Here is a 21063-nt window from a genome sequence, read left to right as displayed (position 1 = left end):
ATTACACAGCGTTTTGCTGCAGAAAAGATGGCTCAGATGAGGATTTAGTTGAGCGCAAAAGGAAAATGGAAATAAACGTAGTGCTGAATACCATGATGCCCATGATCAGATAGGATTGGGCGAAGCCAAATCTCTCATAGCTAAAGCCTGCCAGCGGGGACAATACGGTGCCAATGACGGAGCTGGTGCAGGCGAATCCCACCAGATAAATGGTGGAGGAGAGACGTTTGTCGAAATGCAGACTGTTATATTTAAATATGGCGACTAACAATATTGGCAGTTCGACCGCGTGAAGTAGTTTGGTAATGGAGATAAGCAAGGGGCCTTCCACCAGCCCGGAAGCAATCATGCGCAGTGCCATCACCATTCCTGCGAATATCAGACCATTTTTAGCGCCAATGCGATTAACCAGCCACGGCGCACAAAACATACCCGCGGCCTCGAGAAAGACCTGGAAAGAGTTTAAATAGCCAAACATCTCGTTTCCTTCTCGTAATGTCGGGAACTGTGACGAGAAATAGACCGGGAATTGCTGATCGTATACGCCGTAAATGCAGGTTCCGACCACGAAAAATATCAGTGCCCAGAAGCGCGGCAGAGTGAGCAGACGCAGGGCGTCATCCAGAGAAACTTTTTTAGCGCCGATTTCAAGTTTCTCCATGCTTGCCGGCGCGGCCACTTTTAAGCGGGCCAGCAGAAAGAGGAAGATTAACCCTGAGCAAGAGGCCACCAGGAAGTTAAGGTCAGGGTTGATATTAAACAGTAACCCGGCAAAAAACGTGGCGACCGCCCAGCCCAGAGACCCCCACATACGTGCCCGCCCAAACTCAAAGGTACTCTGACGCGCAACGCGCTCGGTATAGGACTCCAGAACGCCGATACCGCCATTAAACGTCAGCCCGATAAATAAGCCCCCGAATACGCTACCCAGCAGAATATTAACGCTCAGCAAATAGCTAAAAAGCAGATAAGCCGGGCCGGAGAGGATCAGTAGGGCGGTGATTAACCATAACAAATGTTTGCGCAGACCAAGTCGGTCCTGGATAAAGCCATAACAGACCTGCGCGAAGAGCGCCGAGACGGATAAAACGGAAAAGATAATGCCGGTTTCCGATGCTTTTAGCCCCACTTCCTGGTGAAGCCAGATTGAGAGAAGTGAACTTGATGAGGACCAGGTCACAAAGAAAAAGAACAGCAGGGCGCTGAGCAGCATGTAACTTCGAGTAGGCCGTTTTTTCATCTACGTAATCTCGCAAGAAGGATATACTAAGATGGTAACGTTAACATTTCGCGCGTACACTCGATTTTGATGTGATACTCGATGTTAATCACAAAAGTTAACGTTAACATTAATGTGTTGAGATCGCGCTCAAACTTTTGAGCGCGAATTGCGTAACCCTGTGTGTCGGTGACTAGAATAGGACATTCGCATTGGCTCACAACACCTTACCGGGTCGAATGCATTCAGATAATGGAAAGCTATGGTGTCGTTAAAAGATGTGGCCAAACTGGCCAATGTATCGCTCATGACGGTTTCACGGGTGCTGAATGACCCGAAACGCGTAAAGCCTGAAACCCTGGCACGGGTGCAGGAGGCGATCCTGGCGTTAAATTACGTGCCGGACCTTTCAGCCCGGCAGGTTCGTCGTGTCGGCTCCCGGAACAAAACCATTGGTGTGCTGGCACTGGATACCGTCACCACCCCTTTTTCGGTAGAAATCACGTTGTCTATCGAAGAAACCGCACGGGCGTATGGCTGGAACAGCTTCGTGGTGAATATGTTTACCGATGATAATCCTGACGATATTGTAGACCTGCTGCTCGCCCACCGACCCGGAGGGATCATTTTCACCGCCATGGGGCTGCGTGAAGTGAATATCCCGCCCCGGTTACTGGAACACCCTTGCGTTCTGGCCAACTGCGAGAACAAGGGGGAACCGGTTGCCAGCTATATACCTGACGATGAACAAGGCCAGTATACGGCCATACAGGCGCTGCTGACTGCGGGATACAGCCGCCCCCTCTGCCTGCATTTACCGGTCAATCATCTGGCGACGCGTCGCCGCCGTCGGGGGCTTGATCGCGCCTGCCGTGAGGCCGGTATCGATCCTGACACGCTTGAGCACTGCTATATGCAATATGGCGATGAGCACTACCGGGATATTCCTGAGATGCTGCTGGCGCATATCGATCAGGGGAAACCGCGGTTTGATTCGGTCATCTGTGGTAACGACCGTATTGCATTTATGGTGTATCAGACGCTGTTAACGCAGGGTATCCGAATCCCACAGGATATTGCCGTTCTTGGCTACGATAATCTTGTGGGCATCGGAAATTTGTTTTTACCCCCGCTATCCACGGTCCAGCTGCCGCATTATGAGATTGGGCGCTTAAGTACATTGCACATTATCAATGGCGACACCCACCGGGACAAGGTGCTGGTCGAGAGCCCCTGGCTCAGACGCGAATCATTTTGAGCACGCAGTTCCGCAATTTTGATAGCCATCACTCACTGTGCCTGCAACGCAATCATTATTTTCGCGTTAACTGGCCCAACGCCCGCCAGACAAAACCAGACGCGGGCAAGAGAATGCGAACTGGCAGGCCGCAAACTGACTATCGTTTGATAGTCACTCCATCACATGTCGTGGGGACATTATGCAAAACGAATTTTACTGGATAAACGAACCTGCCGAATGGCATAGCGAGAGCAACACGTTATCAGTAGTGACAGACGACCATACCGATTTCTGGCGCCATACGTGGTACGGATTCGAGCGTTTTTCAGGCCACATCTACGCGACTGACGTGGCGGGTGATTTCACCTTTCAGACTAAAATCCGCGCTGATTTCAGCACGCTCTATGATCAGGCAGGAATAATGCTGATGTCGGACGAGCGACACTGGCTCAAGGCCGGGATTGAATACAATGATGGCGCGCCAGCTATTGGCAGCGTACTGACGTTAGAGGGATCGGACTGGGCCACCGGTATCTTTCCGGGCAACCCACGGGAATTCTGGCTTCGCCTGACCCGCAAGGGAGGCGCGTTGCGGTTACAGTACTCATCAGACGGGCTTTCGTGGCCTTTGCTACGTTTATGCCATTTCCCGTCGGGGCCAGTGAAAATCGGTGTAATGTGCTGCACGCCTGAACGCAGCGGCTTAGCTGTCGAGTTTAGTGATTTCAGCCTCTCTCCGGCCATGGATAAAGCGCTGCACGATCTCAGCTGATTTGCATCGCGCCATCCGGTTCTACGATCCGTTGATGGCGCCGCCTGTGCTTCTGTAAATAGACCCGTTTTAGTTCCTGGCATTTTTTGAGATCCCGGCCAAATAATGGTGTTGTCGATATTCCTCCGGCGTCATATTGTTCAGTGATTAATGCGGGCGTTCACAGTTATATTCTGATAACCATTTCTCCGTGATTTCACGCACTTCATTCAGCGTTCTGCGTCGGCTTACCCGGCTGGATATCCAGTTTTAATGCATGTTTCTCTGCCCATTCAGCCAGTGCCAGTGAGATAAATTCCGCACCATTATCCATGCGTAGCATGACCGGATAGCCGCGATCCTGTCGAGCACGCGGACCACTCGCTGGGCTGGTAGATTCAGATCGATTTCAATCGACAACGCCTCACGCTTAATTCAGCTTCAGCAGACAGTAAATACGGTGGATCCTTTTGTGATTCCACGGGTATCCCTGCCGCCGCAAAACCTGGAAAAGTTTTGGAAAACCGTATCGTGGGTATCGCCCGGCCACTGCCTGCAACGCGACAATAACGGGTTCGTCAAGTGTGGTATCCGGGCGGTAATGGTAAACCGTTCTGCTCAGGTTCAGACTCCGGCAGGCCTGACGGATACTGAGTCCGAACGTTGTTATCAGTTGAGTGACCAGCTCACGCTTACAGGCTGGTTTTAAAGCTTTTTTTCGATAACGTCTTTCCGCGCCCGGTTCTCAAGGATCAGGTTGGCAAACATCTGTTTGAGACGCCGGTTCTCATCCTCAAGATCCTTGATCTTTTTAATATCAGAAGCCTCCATGCCGCCGTTTTTACGTCGTGCGGAGAATCCTTAACAACGGGGATACATTAAGCCCGCAATGCATAAATATTACGGACTTGTGGTAATAGATATCAATTAATTAGCCTAAAATTTGAAATTCGGAACAAAGACCCCGGCAGGGAACATAATGCTTGATGATGTACCCGGCTTCCAACATGAATTTGCAGCATCAATCCATGAACCCATATTCTGGCCACGAAGATCTATAATATTTGTTGATTCCCTGTATCCCTGCCATTTCATTCCGCCAGCAGTTTGATGAATTTCATTACTGTTTAATTTTTTCATCTACACTCTCCTTTAGTTACATCCATGGGATTTAATCCCGTTAAAAATCTCGCCTAGATTTTCTTTTCTAAGAATGTCGCCTTTTAATACTGTGACCTCCTTGTTTAAAAACGTCTCATTTAGGGTGAGTTCTTTCAATTGGTTATTTTTCCAAAGTCCGCAGGCAGCGTAAGCCTTGCTTTCAGGTGTGGAAGTAGGGTTATGTAATATTTTTTTAAATATTAAATTTGAGTTGTTGTCCTTTAGTGCTTCTTCATAAATGAGTTGCTGTGGCATTTTTTTTGCCACAAATCCATTAAAGCCTGAGGAGAATAATTTGACGGAAGATAGTTTTTTTTCAATGTCCTGACTGGCATGCACTGAAGTAGCAGCCAGCAGTAAGGTGCTAAAAAAGTAGATGAATATCCATTTCATTTCAACCTCCAGTTAAATATGCTATTTTTTATTAAAGCATCAATTCGGTTTTAATATTAGAGTGATAGTGTTACTGAAAATTTAGTCGTTAGAACGGTGTGATCTCTTCCTGATCTCCTCCCAATATCGGTGCCAGGGTAAATAGAGGTCCGGCCCTTTTGATCTCCTCCCAATATAGGTGCCAGGGTAAATCAGAGATCCGGGCCTGTTTGCAGGCTTCGAATAAATTCTTCCGGAGTCTGGTGATTTAACGAGGAATGTGGCCGGTACTGGTTATATTCCTGCCGCCAGTGCTCGATCTTCTCCTGAGCATCTTCCAGTGACAGGAACCAGTGCACGTTCAGACATTCATCACGCAGGCTGCCGTTAAATGACTCAACCAGGGCGTTATCCGTGGGCTTCACGGGGCGGGAGAAGTCCATCGTTACCCTGTTTTCATACGCCCAGCGATCCAGCGTTTTCGAGATAAATTCGCTCCCGTTGTCCGTCTGTAGCCGCTGTGGTACACGCTGCTGTGTCTGCCTGAGCCGTTCCATCACGGTGACCACATCGTCACCGCGAAGCCCCTGGCCTACCTCGATCGCCAGGCATTCACGACTAAAATTATCGACTACAGTTAGGGCACGGATCCGGCGTCCGTTGAACAGATTATCAGCAACGAAATCCATGCTCCAGCACTGATCCACCGCGGTCACAGCCGGGCGGATACGCCTGTGCCCGGTAATCGCGGCAGCTGCGGTAGTTGTAGACCGTTCGGCTCTGCATCATCAGCCGGCATCCCCTGCGAACCCCGATGCGGTACGCCGCCAGAAGGTATTCGACCGCCTCGCGTTTCTGCACTGGCGTCAGAACTTTTTTTGGATGACGTCCTGCAACATTTCCTTGTCCAGGCTGAGATCGGCGACCAGCCGTTTCAGGCGGTGATTCTCTTCTTCCAGCTGGCGCAGTTCCGTCACGCCCATGCAGCCAAACTTCTTCTTCCAATTGTAAAAAGTAGCCTCGGAAATCCCCATATTTTTGCAGACTTCCTCCAACCGCGTACCTGTTTCTGCCTGCTTCAGGGATAAAGCGATCTGCTCTTCGGTATAACGTGTCTTTTTCATGCCGTATGACCTCATTTGTTCAGGGAAAGAAAGGCCGGAAACCCCACTTTACGCCGGTACTGAACGAAGGGAAGAGATCAACACCAGCTTTGCTGTTGGTGCAGTGGCACTTCCGATCAGAGCATTGAGTAGTGTCTCAGGTTCAAATCGCTAGCGCCGAAGTAGCTGATAGATAAAGAAGAAGACCATATTCAACGAAGCAATATGCCCTTCTTAATGTGTGGTTAGTTCTGTCTTGGCTTATCTACATTTCGGACACAGCCCAACGCATTAAGTTTTTCTCAAAGCCTGTCAGTTGGAGACTCTCTACTCTGGGAGCCAGGGCCCGAAGTTTCGCCAGTAGATCGTTCAGATGTTCCGATGGCAAGATGAGGTTCTTGATCTGGGCCGAGATCTGAGTGGGAATTCCGTATTCGTCCAACGCGGTGAGTAGTGGGTCGAGGAACATATTTTCAAGCTGCTCAGCAAAAAAGCTGAAATCGCCAGGCTCGATCCCTTTTTTCGCCAGCACGTCGGCCTGAATGTTATTTATGGCCATGATGTCCCGAGGCAATCGGAAACACACCATATTTCGGATGAATTTCAGGCGTAGGTTGATCGCTTCGCTGGGTGTGTGTTCCTGTCGTCGATTCTCCACTGCATCTCTTAGGTAAGCAGGCAGGTTTTTCTGAGTTCGGAGCTCATTGATGTGCCACACCAATTGCAAACTGGACGATATCCCATAGTCCATCAGATTACCGCCCTCCAGACTGTAGACCAGCTCACATAGGTAATTGAGCTGGTTCGGCTCAGGGATGCTTTTCCAGTCCAGAAGTTTGCTGCTGTGCAGTAGGTCACGGATGATCGTTTCTGCTACTTCGACTTGCCGCTCAATCGGAACGTGCCGGTTCTCTATCAGAGTTGTCGGTGACAATACCGGATTGGCATATGCATCTTGGAGCCGACCACGTGAAATATCAGTAAGGTATTCGTTCTCCAGTTGCATTAGGAGTCCCATCGGGGAATTTTCATCCTGATGACCAATAGGGTATTCGACTGTGAGGCCCTGCTCAAGGGGAGGCGCTTCGAGCATGAAGACTCTTCCAATGAAGTACTTATTCATACGGCCTGCGCGACCGGAAATATTCTTGTAGGTAAAGTAGTCGAACGTTGAATTCTTCAGGCGGCGGTCGTAAATGATCACGTTCTCTGCCGATGTATTGACGCCTTCGATCATCGTAGATGTACAAATAATTCTCTTGATGATGCCATCGTTGAATAACTTGACGATGTACTGCTGCAATGCACGTGGCACTCCTCCATGATGAATCCCGATACCCAGAGATATTGCTTTGGCAACGTTCCATTCAGGGTGGTAGTGTTTAGAGATCCATGCGGCTATTTCCTGCATCTCTGGTAATGGCGTCAACCCAGCTTCCTGAATCAAATACTCGGCGACTCTGTTCGCACTAGGGGGCGCCTGACAGTAGATTAAGGTAGGCGAGTCTAGAGTTGTGACCAACTCGAGCAATTTTTCCTTTCGCTCTTCGGAACGCATCTCCAGATTGAAATTCTGAATGTCGACCGCGACAGTGCTGTAGTCGGATGGGATGAAGTGGTACTCATAGTCATCCAAACCAGAGATCTTCTGAATGTGAGGCCCGAGCATGTAGAACTGAGCACCAGTCTTTGCAAGCTTGTGGAATGCTAAGCTCAGGTCAACAGCGCGAGTGCTTTCGTCAGGGGAGTTCCCCAAGTCGATTTTGTAGAACTCGTCTAAGACAAAGAACTCCACATTAGCAAGATCAGGGCGCTGGATGACACGCTCTTGGGTGAGCAGGTAGACGTTGGTTGTCTCAACCACGGATTCTTGGCTCGGATGCGTGATCAGGTTGAAGTCCTTAAAACGTTTGACTAGTCGACGGCGGGTTTCGTCGATCAGCGCAATGGTCGGAACAATCACTACCACCTTTTTGAACCGTCGCTGTGCTAGTACAGCGTCAATGACTAGACTTTTTCCGACGCTTGTAGAAGCACTGAGTACTACGTTCCGGCCTTGCATGATCAAGCTGAAAACATGGGCCTGCAGATGATGAAATACCATGCCTTGTTCTACACCCTCGACCCTGTGAGCTTCGTAAGCTAAGCGGTCAGAAATCGCCATGCTGCTGAGGTGAGGAGTGATATAGGGGAATAATCCGACAGCTCGTACCATGTTTAGCAGGAGTGACTGTTCGACAGAGTCAAAAAACTCAAATTTGTCGAGTGCTCGGATCACCAAATCGCGGCCCTCCCACTCTGAATTGCTTCTGTTGACGATGGTATTGATGGCGAGCAGCACATCGACTGTCTTTGCATTCTCTTCACCGAGTTTCGCCAAGATATTCTTGATTATTTCGTAGTTCATAGCCGATTCGTTCCTTGAGATATCCGCTGCTGAGTGATCTGCCTGGGATACCTTCATCTTCGTATATCTTCAACTCCGTTATCTGGGGAGCATGTATCAGTTATGCCTGCAATTCTTCCAGCTTTTCGCAGCGAGCGTTGAAAGCTTTGGTCAGAAGTTCAATACTTTCCATAGGCACCAAGAAGATGAGCACCTTCACTTGTTTGATGTTCTCCGAAAGTTCAGAAGTGAACGTGCTGAAGTGGGTTTCGATCTCTTTCTTGAGGTTGTCTACGTAATCTACGAGCCATCCTGATGAAAGAGCTGCACTGTCGTAGGTCAGCAAGATGGGAAAGCAGAGAATATTCAGCATGTCATCGACAGGAGAATTCCGATGCAGAGCTTGATTGAAGGAGTCTGCTTTTGGCTGGTGATGTAATGGTTCGCGTAGAGAAATAATGATTTCGCGCTCTGCCGACAGCACTGTTTCTGAGATAGTTTCGTCAAGAATTTCTCGAATTTGCTCTAGAGTTGTATCCATGTTACTCGCTTTGATCATGCGGGCAAGACCTAGCCACAATTGGTCATCCTGATCAGGCATTTGAACGATGTGAGCATTGCCAAATTCGGAAAGCTTACCAGCAGATTTGTAGAAGACTTTACACGCAACGGGCTCGCTGTTTTGTCGGCTGCGCAGGATGGAATGGAGAATTAATTCTGCAATGAGCCTGTCGCGCGAAAGCTCACTGTCGCTGAAGGTACTGATTGACCTAGCCAATATCGTTTCGGCGTTATGCGCAAGGATGTTTACGATTTCACTGGCCTTTAGGGAAAACTCGGGTAGCCATTCGATGAGATGCTTTGCGTAATTTTCATGCCGCCATTTCTTAAGCGAATAGCGCACGTCAAAACCAGAAAATGAGTGCAACAAGCTCTCCGTTGTGTTGGAGTGAAACTCGACTAAGAACGGGGCCGGACGCTTTTTGTATGGTTTGGATGTGGCTGTTGACATGTCATCAGCCTCGTCTAATAATTTCTTGAGGTGATCCAGCGTCTGAGCTCGAAGGATGATCTTAGATGCTGTGGCTGTCTTTACGCTAGCTGTGGCCGCTTTGTCAGCAATCTCTAAAAATTCTTCGTAAATTGCCTTAAGCTGCGTGAAGTTGGGGCGATTTCCAAGCCCCTCCGCAAGCTGGAACAAAGACTTTATATTGACAGCCTCCAGCGCCTCGACATCACCGTATACCTGCCAGACAAAGTTTTCAGCCCAGTACAAAAAGTCACGTTTTTGAGGTGATACAAATTTTTTAAACTGCTTGCACAGTGCCACACCTCGGGTTGTGGTTACGTCAGGTAGAATTCGCTTATCTATCTCTTTCTTGAATCCATCAAGAATTTTTGCGACGTCGCGCTTGGTCACGATTCGGAAGCGGGCAATACCTGAGCGAACGTCACATTTCAGCGATTTGTGTAGCAGCGAAGAATTGGCCTTGGTGCCGTGTAACGCTGTTATCTCTTTCAAGTTCCATTTGCCATCATTTTCAGTTGTTTTGACCTGAATGTATTCATTTACTATCTGGCCCGCGCATTGGAATACCGCCACGATGTCATCCGCTGTCTCGCATTCCACTTGTGAGTAGTTACTGTCCTGGAGCATCTTGAAGATGAAGCTGACAGCTACGTGATCTTGATACTTGAAGCCCTGCCTTGCCGCAGGCCCACCTGCATCGGATAGGCTAGTAATACTCATCATGACATCCTTGCATTGCGAGAAGATTTGCAGAAATTGGACATCAGCTCAGCTAATCAAGACAATACATGCGAAACCTGCTAATACTACAGCGCTAATCCTATAGCAGGTATTGGTAGATCCTATGCAATATTTATTGTCACTTTATGCTGCTCTCAATAGTCCAGGTTAAAAGCAATATTTCGATTGAATCATCACAGAGTCGTAAACACAAGTTAACCGCTTTTGGCCGAAACTATAGGGCCGTATCAGTCCAATTATTTTAACTTCCTGTCCAGAGATAAAGTTGCCAGATGGCTACAAGTAACCCAAAGATAATTGAGATCAAACCTAGCGATTTAACTGTGCGACTTTCAAAAAGTTTATCGAGCCGTACTCCATATCCTTTTGAGGCGGTTTTGAGTTTGCCACTGACAAACTTACCCATGGCAGAGCTAAAAAATCCTACCTTAGATAGTGTGGATGTATGCATGCGTAGAAACTCCTTATTTTCAAAAGCTTCCACCTCTTCCTTACCACCAAGGAAATCTTTATGCCTGCCGCCATTTTGATCCATCAATGAAAGCATCTTAGGATGCTTAGCATAGTCGGCTCCGTATCGATCAGCTATAAGGTCGTTTAGGTTCAGTCTACGCTCAACGGCAATAACACAGGCATCAGTCCCACCTAGTACTCGATACCGGTGCTCTAAATGCTCAAAACCATATGTTAGATTTCGCATGTTCCAATGAACCCAAAATTTGTCACGTCGATCTCTAATAAACTTATAAAACAGGGTTAACAACTCTAACTCTACTTCATCAAATCGATCTAAGACGTCATCACGTGGGATGTGCATCTCCTCTGAGATTGAATGAGTCGAAAAGCTAACCGATTGGCCTGAAGAGAAGTGATTTATAGCGATAGAAGTTATACGTGGAGAAAGAGCATCATTATCGTCATTTAGGTTCTGACACGAGTAGTGAATGATGAAAAAATTCTCAGGATTCTGCTTAACCGATTTAATGAACTGACGACTATCCACAATACCCACGGCATACCTCGTTTTTTTCTACAATCTCTTTGGGCTACCATGTGAGCAGGGGGAAAATCTTGTCCACACACCGGGTATTTTTACTCTTAATATTCCAAAATCCATTAAGAGTCAACTCACTAAACACAGAATCTTTTCGCTGAGTCAGGAGTAAATGGCTTGCTCCAGTGTTGAAAGCAACGTCCGCATTTGGCGAGCCCAGAAGACAATCTTGTATACAAAACTGTAGTGTGCTAGGAAGTGGCACAATGTAATGCTATGCGTTAGTGTAAGTCGTAGTAGGTCGCGAAACCGCATACGGCGACGCTTCCGAACCTCTAGTAAAAAGCAGTTTTTACGTTAGAACTTCGTCAGCCAGCGAGGGGAAAATGCCTAATTTTTTCAGGGGTTCGAATGGTGCTCTGAATCTAGCCGCGCAAAAGTTAGTGCCCAACCAAGGCTTTCGTGCGGGTCAACTCGGTGCCCTACATGCTACGGCTTTAATAACATCAGACGGAAACCCTTGCTCATTGAGAGCCGTACTTGCGATAGAACGTAAACCGTGTGATACGAGAACACCTCCTAACCCAGCACGCTTGAGTGCTGCGTTCACTGTTTGGCTGTTCATTGGTTGGGTTGGTTTGATGCGACTGGGAAAGATAAACTCTCGGCCACCACTTAGTGACTTCATCATTTCCAGAATAGAGAGAGCCTCATCGGATAATGGAACCGTATGATCCCGGTTCATCTTCATTCGAGCTGCTGGAATTTTCCATTCGTTATCATCAAAATCGATCTCATCCCATCGAGCTTCAGCTGCTTCGGCGGGACGGGTTATGGTGAGAAGTTGCCACATGAACAAGCACCACGTTGACATACTGATGCTAGCCGTACGCATAGTTTGCATTAACTCCGGTAGTTACTCCGGGCGGATACTTGGCATGTTTTTCTTCTGTTGTTTCTCGAAGGCTTTACCGATATTAATGCTGGGAACAGCATCAATCAGGCCCGTGTTCTGGGCATAGATCATCACTTCATTAATTCGCTGGCAAAGGCGACGGACTGTTTCCAGTGCTCCTCTGGCCTGAACCGGTTGCACGGCCTGGACCAGTGTATGAGCTTTAATATCTGTAACGCTAACGTCGCCAATCGCAGGAAAGACATCTCTTTCAAGAGAGCGCCAGATATCTTCCGCATAGTCCTCCCTCTGTCACACTAGCTTTCTTCACATTCCACCAACGCTCGGCAACGAGCTGGAAAGTATTGGTTTTAGCTTTAAGCGAACTGCGAAGTTGTTCTTGCTGATTTTCCTGTGGATCGATTTGTTTCGTAAGGAGAGAGCGAGACTCTGCTCGATAGTTTCTGGCATCGGCAAGCGTAACTGACGGGTAGGGGCCTATGCTCTTCTTCGCACGTTTCTTGGTGACAGGGCGAATGTAGCGAAACTGCCAGATTTTACTCCCGCTGGATTTGATAAGTAGCTCAAGGCCATCGCCATCATAGAGAACGTAGTCCGCTTCTTTGGGTTTGGCTGATTCGATTTCCTTCACGGATAGAGGTTTGGTTTATCTTGCCGTTGTGGGGTTTACATAGTTTTAGGCATCTCAAAAACTACAATGCTTTATGAGGTGCCTAACAAGGTGCCTAAAAGTTTCGGATTCAATGAGTTGGATTCAGACTTCCCAGGACAAATTACAGGCACAAAAAAGCCCGCAGGGCTTACGCCTTGCGGGCTTTCAGGACTTCTACGCGGTCGGCTCTGGAACCGCCGCGAAAAGATTTGGTGGAGCTGGCGGGAGTTGAACCCGCGTCCAGAATTACTACACCGTCGGCACTACATGCTTAGTCTGTCTTTACATTCGCCGGTCAGCTGCGAACAGACACGCCACTGACAAACTAGCCTGATTGGATTTAATGCTTCAACCCCAGGCCGGGTATCCACACGAGTTCTTTTAGGTTTGACCTCTCTTGAATCCCCGTCTTAAGAACGGAAGCTAGGGAGAGAGGGCTCTGAGCAGGTTATTAAGCTGCTAGTGCGTAGTTTTCGTCGTTTGCAACTATTTTTTTGCGGCTTTTAACGAGGCAAACCGCCCCTCGGCATGCTCCTAGGGCTTCGCAAATCCTGTCGAATCCAGAATCAGCCCCAAGTACTGTTTCGCAGTATATCAGAAAAACCTGTCGCTGTACCAGTAGGTTAGCGATTTGAGTGTTTCATGATACGTGCTTTGTCTAATTTCCACTCACGATCTTTAATGTCGTCGCGCTTGTCGTGCTCTCTCTTACCTTTGGCTAAGCCGATTTTCAGCTTGGCCCAGGCATTTTTCCAGTACATCGACAGTGCCACGATGGTGTAACCATCGCGGTTGGCTTTGCCAATCAGAGTGTCGAGCTCGCGCTTTTTCAGCAGCAGCTTGCGGCTGCGCGTCGGGTCGCAGACATAATGCGATGAAGCAACGCTCAACGGCTGGAAAGTTGACCCGAACAGGTAGGCTTCGCCATCGCGCAGCATAATGTAGCTGTCGCTGATATTGGCCTTACCGGCGCGGAGAGATTTGACTTCCCATCCCTGGAGCGAAAGCCCGGCTTCGAACTCATCTTCGATGAAATATTCGTGGCGGGCGCGCTTGTTCATGGCAATGGTCGCGGAACCGGATTTATGTGCTTTTTTCTTTGTCATAGTGCCACTTAGTGTACATGAAGCAGTGATTAATCGCATCCCCTGTTACGCTACTGGCGGGGGAAACGGGTATTCTAGCAGATGCCCGTCAGGAGAGAATTTTTGTTTGATTGCCTGCAATGGTATTATTACTTCGTTATAAAAAATGACAGGAATAGATATGTCCCAGATTAGTCGTTCGGCGCTGGTGCCGTATAGTGCGGAACAAATGTACCGGTTAGTGAATGATGTCGACAGCTACCCGCAGTTTCTGCCGGGTTGTACCGGCAGTCGGGTGCTGGATGCCAGTGACGATCAGATGACCGCAGCAGTGGATGTCTCTAAAGCCGGTATCAGTAAAACCTTCGTAACACGTAATACCCTGACCGATAATCAGAGCATCCACATGCAGCTGGTCGACGGGCCATTCCGTAAACTCACTGGCGGCTGGCGCTTTACTGCGCTGAGCGAAGAAGCCTGCAAGGTGGAGTTAAACCTGGATTTTGAGTTTACCAATATGCTGGTCGAACTGGCGTTTGGACGCATCTTTAAAGAACTCGCCAGCAGCATGGTGCAGGCATTCACTCAGCGTGCTAAAGAGGTTTACAGTGCCTGATATCGCTGTCGAAGTGGCTTATGCCTTGCCCGACAAACAGTATCTTTACAGCGTCAGGGTGGAGGAGGGCAGTACCGTTGAGCAGGTTATCCTGGCCTCCGGCCTGCTGGAGCTGCGTAGCGATATCGACCTGCAGGAAAACAAAGTAGGGATCTTCAGTCGCCCGGTGAAACTTCATGATGTGGTGCAAAGCGGCGATCGGGTTGAAATCTATCGCCCGCTGATTGCCGACCCGAAAGATCTGCGCCGTCAGCGAGCGGAACGTGCAGCAAAAAAATAAGGCGCCTTCTGGGCGCCTTATTTTTTGACCGGGGTCAGCAAAAATTAACCTTCGTTTTTGCTTAATGCCGGTTTGTTATCAATGTTGGTCAGCGTACCGCTCTGATCAAAGGTCAGCGTCAGCGTCTGCTGTTTCACCGGCTCGTGGCCTGGCTCCTGACGGAACACGTAATACCACACGTTGTTACCAAACGGGTCATGCATCATCGGCGTACCCAGAGTGTAAGCAACCTGCTGTTGCGTCATGCCAGTGTGGATCTTGGCAACATCGTTGGCGACCAGATAGTTGCCCTGGTTGATATCCGGGCGGTAAACCACGCGCTCCAGAGTGGAACAACCAGCGGTCATCATCAGAAGAACCACTGCGGCAGCAGTCAGCGTTTTACAGCGCATAATCAATGTTTATTCCTTTGTGGCTATATTCGTTTCCCCTGAAACCGCAGCTCCGGGTCTTTCGGGTTTATCAGTATGCAACGATGATACCAGTGTAACTTGCCGATGATAATAAACCTTTCCGCAGTTTAAAACCTCTGCGAAGCAACGATATGACCACAATCCGCTTAAAAAGTGCAATGGTCAGGCGGCTAAAAGTTCTTTTGCGTTCGCCAGCGTGTTGCGTGTGACCTCGCTGCCGCCCAGCAAACGGGCCAGTTCCTGCAGGCGGGAACGCTTGTCCAGCGCGCGCATATGCGTCTCTGTCATGGCGCCATCGGTCTCTTTGCTGACGTAGAAATGCTGATGTCCACAACCTGCCACCTGCGGCAGGTGCGTAACGCACATCACCTGCGTTGATTCTCCCAGCTGGCGCAGCATTTTGCCAACCACGGCTGCCGTTGGTCCGCTGATGCCGACATCCACTTCGTCGAAAATCAGTGCCGGGGTATCCATCTTACGGGCGGTGATCACCTGAATGGCCAGCGCAATACGTGAAAGCTCACCACCTGAAGCCACTTTCGCCAGCGGCTGAACCGGCTGGCCTGGGTTGGTGCTGACGCGGAAATCAATGCGGTCGGCGCCTTCTGCCGTCAGGTGGTCAGGGTTGAACTGAATGTCGATGGCTAAACGACCGTGCGGCATCGATAGCGTATGCATACTCTCGGTGATTAACCCGCTCAGCTCATCGGCAAAGTGTACGCGGCGCTCGTGCAGCTGCCGCGCACAGCTCAGGGCTGCGGCATAGTGTGTGTTGACCGCCTCGCTCAGTTCGTCCTGATCGCTTTCCTGCTGGTCCAGCAGCTGCTGTTCTGCCAGCAGCTGCTGATGGAATGCCGGTAGCTCTTCCGGAGCGATGTGGTGCTTGCGGCCCAGCCCAATCTGACGGGACAGGCGTTGCTCCAGCTCGTGCAGCCGGTTGGGGTCCAGATCCAGCCGATCGCAGTAGTGACGAAGTTCATCGCTGGCTTCACTGATCTGGATGGCCGCTTCTTCCAGCATGCCAGAGACACCGCTGAGTTTATCGTCCATCTCAATCAGCTCTGTCATCAGCTGGCGCACCGTATACAGCTGGCTTTGCAGATTATTGTCTTCGCCATCGGCCAGCATCAGCAAAGTCTGCTGACTGGTTGAAAGAAGCTGGCCGCTGTTGGCAAGGCGTTTGTACTCTTCGTCGATCTGTTCATATTCGCCGCTGACCGGGGCAAATTCATTCAGCTCTTTCAGCTGGTACTGCAGCAGTTCACGGCGGGCTTCACGCTCCTGTGACTGCTGCTGATGCTGTGCCAGCATGCGGCAGCTGTGGTGCCACTGGCGATAGTGCTGCGCCATGCTTTGCATGAGTACCGGTTCGCCCGCATAGGCATCCAGCAGCGTTTTCTGATGGTCGGGTTTCAACAGCAGCTGATGGGCATGCTGGCCGTGGATCTGGATAAGGGTCTGGCCGAGATCGCGCAGCTGGGACAGCGGAACCGCAGTGCCGTTAATAAAGCCGCGCGAACGACCATCGCTGCTAATTACCCGGCGCAGCAGACACTCGTTGCCGTCGTCGAGCTGGTTATCGTTTAACCAGCGCTGCGCTGAAGGGGTATCTTTCAGTGAGAAGCGCGCACAGATATCGGCACGCGCTGCACCCTGACGCACCATATCTGCATCGGCACGACCACCCAGGCATAAACCCAGAGCATCAATAGCAATGGATTTACCTGCACCGGTCTCGCCGGTAATCGCCGTCATTCCACGCTGAAAGTCGATCTCCAGCTCGCGTACAATCGCAAAATTACTGATGGTCAGTTGTGCCAGCATGATGATATTCCTGTATGGAAACACAGATATGGGTTTTCATACAGTATATACTGGTTTTATAAACAGTAAACCAGCTGAAAGCAGTTTTAGAATAATTTTTTTGACCACCCGAGCTTTGAACTTAGCGTGTTGAAATAATTGTAATTTTTCGGGTGTATCAGATTGAGATGGTAATCGCTGCGGCGGATTAACACATCCTCCCCCTGCTGGATAGGCAGTGCTATCTGGCTGTCGCAGCTGATCTCCAGGTCGCTGCGCATGTGGGAAAAACGCAGGCGAATAGTGCTGCTGCTGTTAATCACCAGCGGGCGCGCTGACAGCGTATGCGGGAACATGGGCACGATGGCGATAGCATCCAGCGTCGGCATCAGAATGGGGCCTCCGGCCGACAGTGAATAGGCCGTGGAGCCGGTCGGGGTGGAAATGATCAGCCCGTCAGAACGCTGAGAGAAGGCGAAGTTTTCATCAATATAAACTTCGAATTCGATCATATGCGCCACTTTACCGGGGTGCAGCACCACTTCGTTGATCGCGGTGCCAATGCGTGGCGCGCCTGTCTGACGGCACACCTGGGCTTCCAGCAGGAAACGGCTCTCGACAAAATATTCCCCTTCCAGCACATCGGCGAGCTGCTGCTGGGCGTTATCCGGGTCGAGGTCGGTAAGAAAACCAAGGTTACCGCGGTTAATCCCGATCACTTTAATGTCGTAACGCGCCAGCACTCTGGCGGCGCCCAGCATATTGCCGTCACCCCCGACCACCACCGCCAGGTCGGCATTGCGGCCAATTTCTGCCAGCGTACCGGTTTGTACACCTTCCAGTTTTAACTCACGCGCAATCTGCTGCTCAATAATCACCTTATAGCCCTTTGCCGTCAGCCAGTGATACAGCATTTCGTGGGTGGTGAGCGCGGTAGGATGGCGTGGATGGCCCACGATCCCGATGCAGTTGAAGTGGTTATTCATGTTCCTGGCATTCCTCACGAGGTAAACTCCCCCGACAATGTGACTGGTTCCCTTGAAACCGCGATTCTGATCCCCATAATAAGCGAACCAGCGAGATGAATATGCACAAACGCGGAGAAATTCATGAGTAGTAAAGAACAGAACACACCTAACGAGCAAGTCTCAGACGAAATTGAGATGGAGCAGGCCCAGAATCAGGACGCGGAGACAGCAGAAGTGGTGGACCCGCGTGATGAGCGTATTGCAGAACTGGAAGCGCAGCTTGCCGAATCTCAGGGTGGCGTGCGTGAAGCCCAGCTGCGCGCTCAGGCGGAGATCGAAAACATCCGTCGTCGTACTGAACTGGATGTAGAAAAAGCGCACAAATTTGCGCTGGAAAAATTTGCCAATGAGCTGCTGCCAGTGATTGATAGCCTGGAGCGCGCGCTGGAAGTTGCAGATAAATCCAATCCTGAGCTGGCCTCAATGATTGAAGGTATCGAACTGACCATGAAATCCCTGCTGGGCGCGGTGCGCAAGTTCGGCGTGGAAGTGGTAGGCGATACGAATGTTCCGTTTAACCCGGAAGTTCATCAGGCCATGTCGATGATGGAGTCAGAAGATGTGGCGCCAAATCACGTGATGATGGTGATGCAGCGTGGTTATACGCTGAATGGTCGCCTGCTGCGCCCGGCGATGGTAGCCGTCGCCAAGGCCAAAGGCTAATTCTTGCCGGGGTGACCTTTTTCCGGCCACCCCGTATTTCAAATAGCCGCTCCGTGCGGCTATTTTTTTGCCCTGAATCTTAGCTAAAGGCCGGTTCATTCACTTTAAATGCGCGAATGGCCAGCGAAAGTTGTTCCGCCTGCTCCTGCATGGACTGCGCCGCGGCTGCCGACTGATTCACCAGGGCTGCATTCTGCTGGGTGACCTGGTCCATCTGCGTAATCGCCATGTTGATCTCATCAATACCGGTGCTCTGTTCGGCGCTGGCAACCGTGATTTCTCCAATAATTCCGGTGACATTTTTCACGCTGTTGAGCACCTCATCCATGGTGAGGCCCGCTTTAGCCACCTGGCGGCCACCTTCATCCACGCGGGAAACCGAGTCCTGAATCAGCTGTGCAATCTCTTTAGCGGCAGAGGCTGAGCGCTGTGCCAGGCTGCGAACCTCCGAGGCAACGACGGCAAAGCCACGGCCCTGTTCACCGGCTCGTGCGGCTTCTACCGCCGCATTCAGGGCCAGGATATTGGTCTGGAAGGCAATACCGTCAATCACACTGATAATATCGACGATTTTCTTCGACGAGCCGTTAATCATCTCCATGGTGCTGACCACCTGCTTCACCGCATCACCGCTCTGTACGGCAACCTGAGAAGCCTGTACCGCCAGCTGATTGGCCTGGCGCGCATTGTCGGCATTCTGTTTCACCGTGGCGGTGATCTGCTCCATCGCGGAGGCGGTCTCTTCAAGCGAACTGGCCTGCTGTTCGGTGCGGGAAGAGAGGTCCATATTGCCCGCTGAAATTTCACTGGATGCGGTAGCGATCAGGTCAGTACCGGAGCGAACTTCATAAACAATTTTCAGCAGATTTTCGTTCATGTTCTTAAGCGCCAGCATCAGCTGGCCGGTTTCGTCGGTGGAGGTGACATCAATCGTGGTACGCAGGTCACCGGCAGCCACATTTTCCGCCACGCTGACGGCCTCGCGCAGCGGGCGCACGATCGAGCGGGTGAGAATAAAGCCGAGCAGGATGGCCAGCGCAACCGCCAGCATTGAGAAGATTAGCGTGACCTGGATCGCGGTAGAAGCGTCACTGACGGCCTTTGCTCCTTCGGCCTGAAGCTGCCCTGACTGCGAGTTAGCAAAGCTGACCACGATATCGAGAAACGCATTCTGACTGGTGGTGATTTTTCTCAGAACGTACTCGGTAGCGGGTTGCACCTGTCCGGCACGGATCAGCGTCAGCAGCGTTTGTTTCTCTTGCTCGAAGCGCTGTGCCGCCTCTTTCACATCCTGGATTTTCTTAATCCCGACTTCGGTACTTTGCAGACGGGCAATGTTATCAATCGCCACGTTGGTTTTCTGCGTGGCACTCTCAAGCTGATCGAAGCGTTTAACATTTTTTTCCGGGCTGGCAGCATCCAGCACCATGCCGCGTAAAAACTTGATCTGATCGTTAACGCCGTCGCGCACGTCAAAGGCCAGGCGGACCTTGAGGTAACGATCGCTGACAATGCTGTCAACCGACTGATTGATGCTGCCAATCTTAATCGTTGCTGTGGCGCTGACGACAATCAGCAGCAGTATAATCAGGGCAAATGCGGCCCCCAGGCGAACACCTACTTTCATATTCTTCACAGATAACATCCGTTCTTCTCCCCTGAATGAATTCCAGCCCATACCGGGAGCATGAATTTGCTCCCTGAAGCCGATCAGATCGGCAGGGAAGGGGAAATCTTGATAAGAAATTGTGATGTAAATCGCATTTTTTCGTGTGCGGATGTAAACAGGGGAAAGGCGTTGACGCTAAAGGGGGCGCTGCCCCCTGGCGAGGTTGGTTACTGTGCGGGGAGCTGTGGAAGCCAGTCAATCGGCTGTTCGCCGTGCTCGCTCAGCCACTGGTTAGTCTTTGAAAAATGGCCACATCCGAAGAAACCGCGATGGGCCGACAGCGGGGAAGGGTGCGGTGCCTGCAGTACGTGGTGGCGGCTGCGATCGATAATGCTGCCCTTTTTCTGCGCGTGAGATCCCCACAGCAGAAATACCACACCTTCGCGATGCTGGTTAATGGCCGCGATAACGTTATCCGTAAAGGTTTCCCAGCCAAATTTCGCATGAGAATGGGCGTGACCGGCTTCCACCGTCAACACCGTGTTAAGCAGCATCACCCCCTGGCGCGCCCAGCTTTCGAGAAAACCATGCTTCGGGCGTTCAAAACCGGGGATGTCAGTCACCAGCTCTTTGTACATATTGACCAGCGAAGGGGGAACGGCCACGCCGGGCAGGACAGAGAACGCCAGTCCGTGTGCCTGGTTCGGGCCGTGATAGGGATCCTGGCCCAGGATCACCACTTTCACTTCACCCAGTTCGGTCAGACGAAAGGCATTAAAAATGTCTTTTTGCGGGGGATAGACGGTTTTACCGGCCGCACGCTCTGCCGCGACCTGTGCCAGCGTTTCCCTGAAATAAGGTTTCTCTTTTTCCTCTGCCAGCACATCGTGCCAGGTCATGGTATTGACCATTACCGTCTCCTGTTAGTCATCAAAGGGCGTAGCTTATCGCGCTTTGCTGCAAGGGTGTACTTAAAAAATAATTGAAAATTTGCAAAAAAA

Annotated in this window: 17 protein-coding genes, 1 other RNA gene and 3 pseudogenes; 5 read left to right on the top strand and 16 right to left on the bottom strand. The window is 50.4% G+C overall.

Going from position 1 to position 21063, the window contains the following annotated elements; translation table 11 throughout:
- Window position 1 precedes the first annotated feature (1 nt).
- Window positions 2-1240 (bottom strand): MFS transporter, encoded by a 1239-nt coding sequence (locus ABEH87_RS15425; protein WP_346577454.1) that lies wholly within the window; start codon window positions 1238-1240, stop codon window positions 2-4.
- A gap of 241 nt (window positions 1241-1481) precedes the next feature.
- Between ABEH87_RS15425 and ABEH87_RS15420 the strand changes: the two genes are divergently transcribed.
- Window positions 1482-2477: a LacI family DNA-binding transcriptional regulator gene (locus ABEH87_RS15420; RefSeq protein ID WP_346577453.1), complete on the top strand. Its 996-nt coding sequence runs from the start codon at window positions 1482-1484 to the stop codon at window positions 2475-2477.
- Between the two features lie 181 nt (window positions 2478-2658).
- Window positions 2659-3231 carry a DUF1349 domain-containing protein gene (locus tag ABEH87_RS15415; RefSeq protein ID WP_346577452.1) on the top strand — a complete coding sequence of 191 codons (573 nt, stop codon included), beginning with the start codon at window positions 2659-2661 and terminating at the stop codon, window positions 3229-3231.
- 69 nt (window positions 3232-3300) lie between these two features.
- Here the strand turns inward: ABEH87_RS15415 and ABEH87_RS15410 are convergent.
- The 10 genes and pseudogenes from ABEH87_RS15410 to smpB all read right to left on the bottom strand — a co-directional run.
- Window positions 3301-4068, bottom strand: a pseudogene (locus ABEH87_RS15410) (integrase core domain-containing protein); the annotation flags it as partial.
- Window positions 4069-4146: 78 nt separating this feature from the next.
- Window positions 4147-4350 carry a hypothetical protein gene (locus ABEH87_RS15405; RefSeq protein ID WP_346577450.1) on the bottom strand — a complete coding sequence of 68 codons (204 nt, stop codon included), beginning with the start codon at window positions 4348-4350 and terminating at the stop codon, window positions 4147-4149.
- 12 nt (window positions 4351-4362) lie between these two features.
- Complete coding sequence (gene mchS3 / locus ABEH87_RS15400) at window positions 4363-4764, bottom strand: MchS3 family protein (RefSeq protein ID WP_346577448.1); 402 nt, start codon at window positions 4762-4764, stop codon at window positions 4363-4365.
- Window positions 4765-4958: 194 nt separating this feature from the next.
- Window positions 4959-5867 (bottom strand): annotated as a pseudogene (locus ABEH87_RS15395) (transposase); the annotation flags it as partial.
- 244 nt (window positions 5868-6111) lie between these two features.
- Entirely contained in the window at window positions 6112-8253 is a 2142-nt protein-coding gene (locus ABEH87_RS15390; RefSeq protein ID WP_346577447.1) for a DEAD/DEAH box helicase, read from the bottom strand.
- A 100-nt stretch (window positions 8254-8353) separates the two neighbouring features.
- A complete protein-coding gene (locus ABEH87_RS15385; protein ID WP_346577445.1) occupies window positions 8354-9985 on the bottom strand; it encodes a dsDNA nuclease domain-containing protein in 1632 nt (543 codons plus the stop codon).
- A 259-nt stretch (window positions 9986-10244) separates the two neighbouring features.
- Window positions 10245-11015: a hypothetical protein gene (locus ABEH87_RS15380; protein WP_346577443.1), complete on the bottom strand. Its 771-nt coding sequence runs from the start codon at window positions 11013-11015 to the stop codon at window positions 10245-10247.
- Window positions 11016-11490: 475 nt separating this feature from the next.
- Window positions 11491-12544, bottom strand: a pseudogene (locus ABEH87_RS15375) (integrase domain-containing protein); the annotation flags it as partial.
- Between the two features lie 231 nt (window positions 12545-12775).
- Window positions 12776-13139, bottom strand: a transfer-messenger RNA (tmRNA) gene (ssrA, locus tag ABEH87_RS15370).
- A 49-nt stretch (window positions 13140-13188) separates the two neighbouring features.
- Complete coding sequence (smpB, locus tag ABEH87_RS15365; protein ID WP_346577442.1) at window positions 13189-13671, bottom strand: SsrA-binding protein SmpB; 483 nt, start codon at window positions 13669-13671, stop codon at window positions 13189-13191.
- 160 nt (window positions 13672-13831) lie between these two features.
- Between smpB and ABEH87_RS15360 the strand changes: the two genes are divergently transcribed.
- Both ABEH87_RS15360 and ABEH87_RS15355 read left to right on the top strand, forming a co-directional pair.
- Window positions 13832-14266, top strand: coding sequence for a type II toxin-antitoxin system RatA family toxin (locus tag ABEH87_RS15360; protein WP_346577441.1), 435 nt, complete (start codon window positions 13832-13834; stop codon window positions 14264-14266).
- Entirely contained in the window at window positions 14259-14546 is a 288-nt protein-coding gene (locus tag ABEH87_RS15355) for an RnfH family protein (protein WP_346577440.1), read from the top strand. Before ABEH87_RS15360 ends, ABEH87_RS15355 begins: the two co-directional genes overlap by 8 nt.
- Window positions 14547-14590: 44 nt before the next feature.
- Here the strand turns inward: ABEH87_RS15355 and bamE are convergent, their stop codons facing one another.
- From bamE to nadK, 3 genes are all read right to left on the bottom strand, one after another.
- The gene (gene bamE / locus ABEH87_RS15350; RefSeq protein WP_346577438.1) at window positions 14591-14938 is read right to left on the bottom strand and encodes an outer membrane protein assembly factor BamE; all 348 of its coding nucleotides are present in this window, start codon (window positions 14936-14938) and stop codon (window positions 14591-14593) included.
- Between the two features lie 183 nt (window positions 14939-15121).
- The gene (gene recN / locus ABEH87_RS15345) at window positions 15122-16783 is read right to left on the bottom strand and encodes a DNA repair protein RecN (RefSeq protein ID WP_346577436.1); all 1662 of its coding nucleotides are present in this window, start codon (window positions 16781-16783) and stop codon (window positions 15122-15124) included.
- An 86-nt stretch (window positions 16784-16869) separates the two neighbouring features.
- On the bottom strand, window positions 16870-17748 hold the full coding sequence (gene nadK / locus ABEH87_RS15340) for an NAD(+) kinase (protein WP_346577434.1): 879 nt from the start codon (window positions 17746-17748) through the stop codon (window positions 16870-16872).
- A gap of 123 nt (window positions 17749-17871) precedes the next feature.
- Between nadK and grpE the strand changes: the two genes are divergently transcribed.
- Window positions 17872-18453 (top strand): nucleotide exchange factor GrpE, encoded by a 582-nt coding sequence (grpE, locus tag ABEH87_RS15335; protein ID WP_346577432.1) that lies wholly within the window; start codon window positions 17872-17874, stop codon window positions 18451-18453.
- 79 nt (window positions 18454-18532) lie between these two features.
- On the opposite strand, the gene ABEH87_RS15330 is transcribed toward grpE, so the two are convergent.
- Both ABEH87_RS15330 and ung read right to left on the bottom strand, forming a co-directional pair.
- Entirely contained in the window at window positions 18533-20098 is a 1566-nt protein-coding gene (locus ABEH87_RS15330; RefSeq protein WP_346577430.1) for a methyl-accepting chemotaxis protein, read from the bottom strand.
- A gap of 191 nt (window positions 20099-20289) precedes the next feature.
- On the bottom strand, window positions 20290-20973 hold the full coding sequence (ung, locus tag ABEH87_RS15325) for a uracil-DNA glycosylase (protein WP_346577429.1): 684 nt from the start codon (window positions 20971-20973) through the stop codon (window positions 20290-20292).
- Window positions 20974-21063 lie beyond the last annotated feature (90 nt).

The organism is Erwinia sp. Eh17-17, from assembly GCF_039675725.1.
Lineage (GTDB): Bacteria > Pseudomonadota > Gammaproteobacteria > Enterobacterales > Enterobacteriaceae > Erwinia.
The sequence above is the reverse complement of the archived record's forward strand: the minus strand, read 5'-3'. Positions and strand labels throughout refer to the sequence as shown.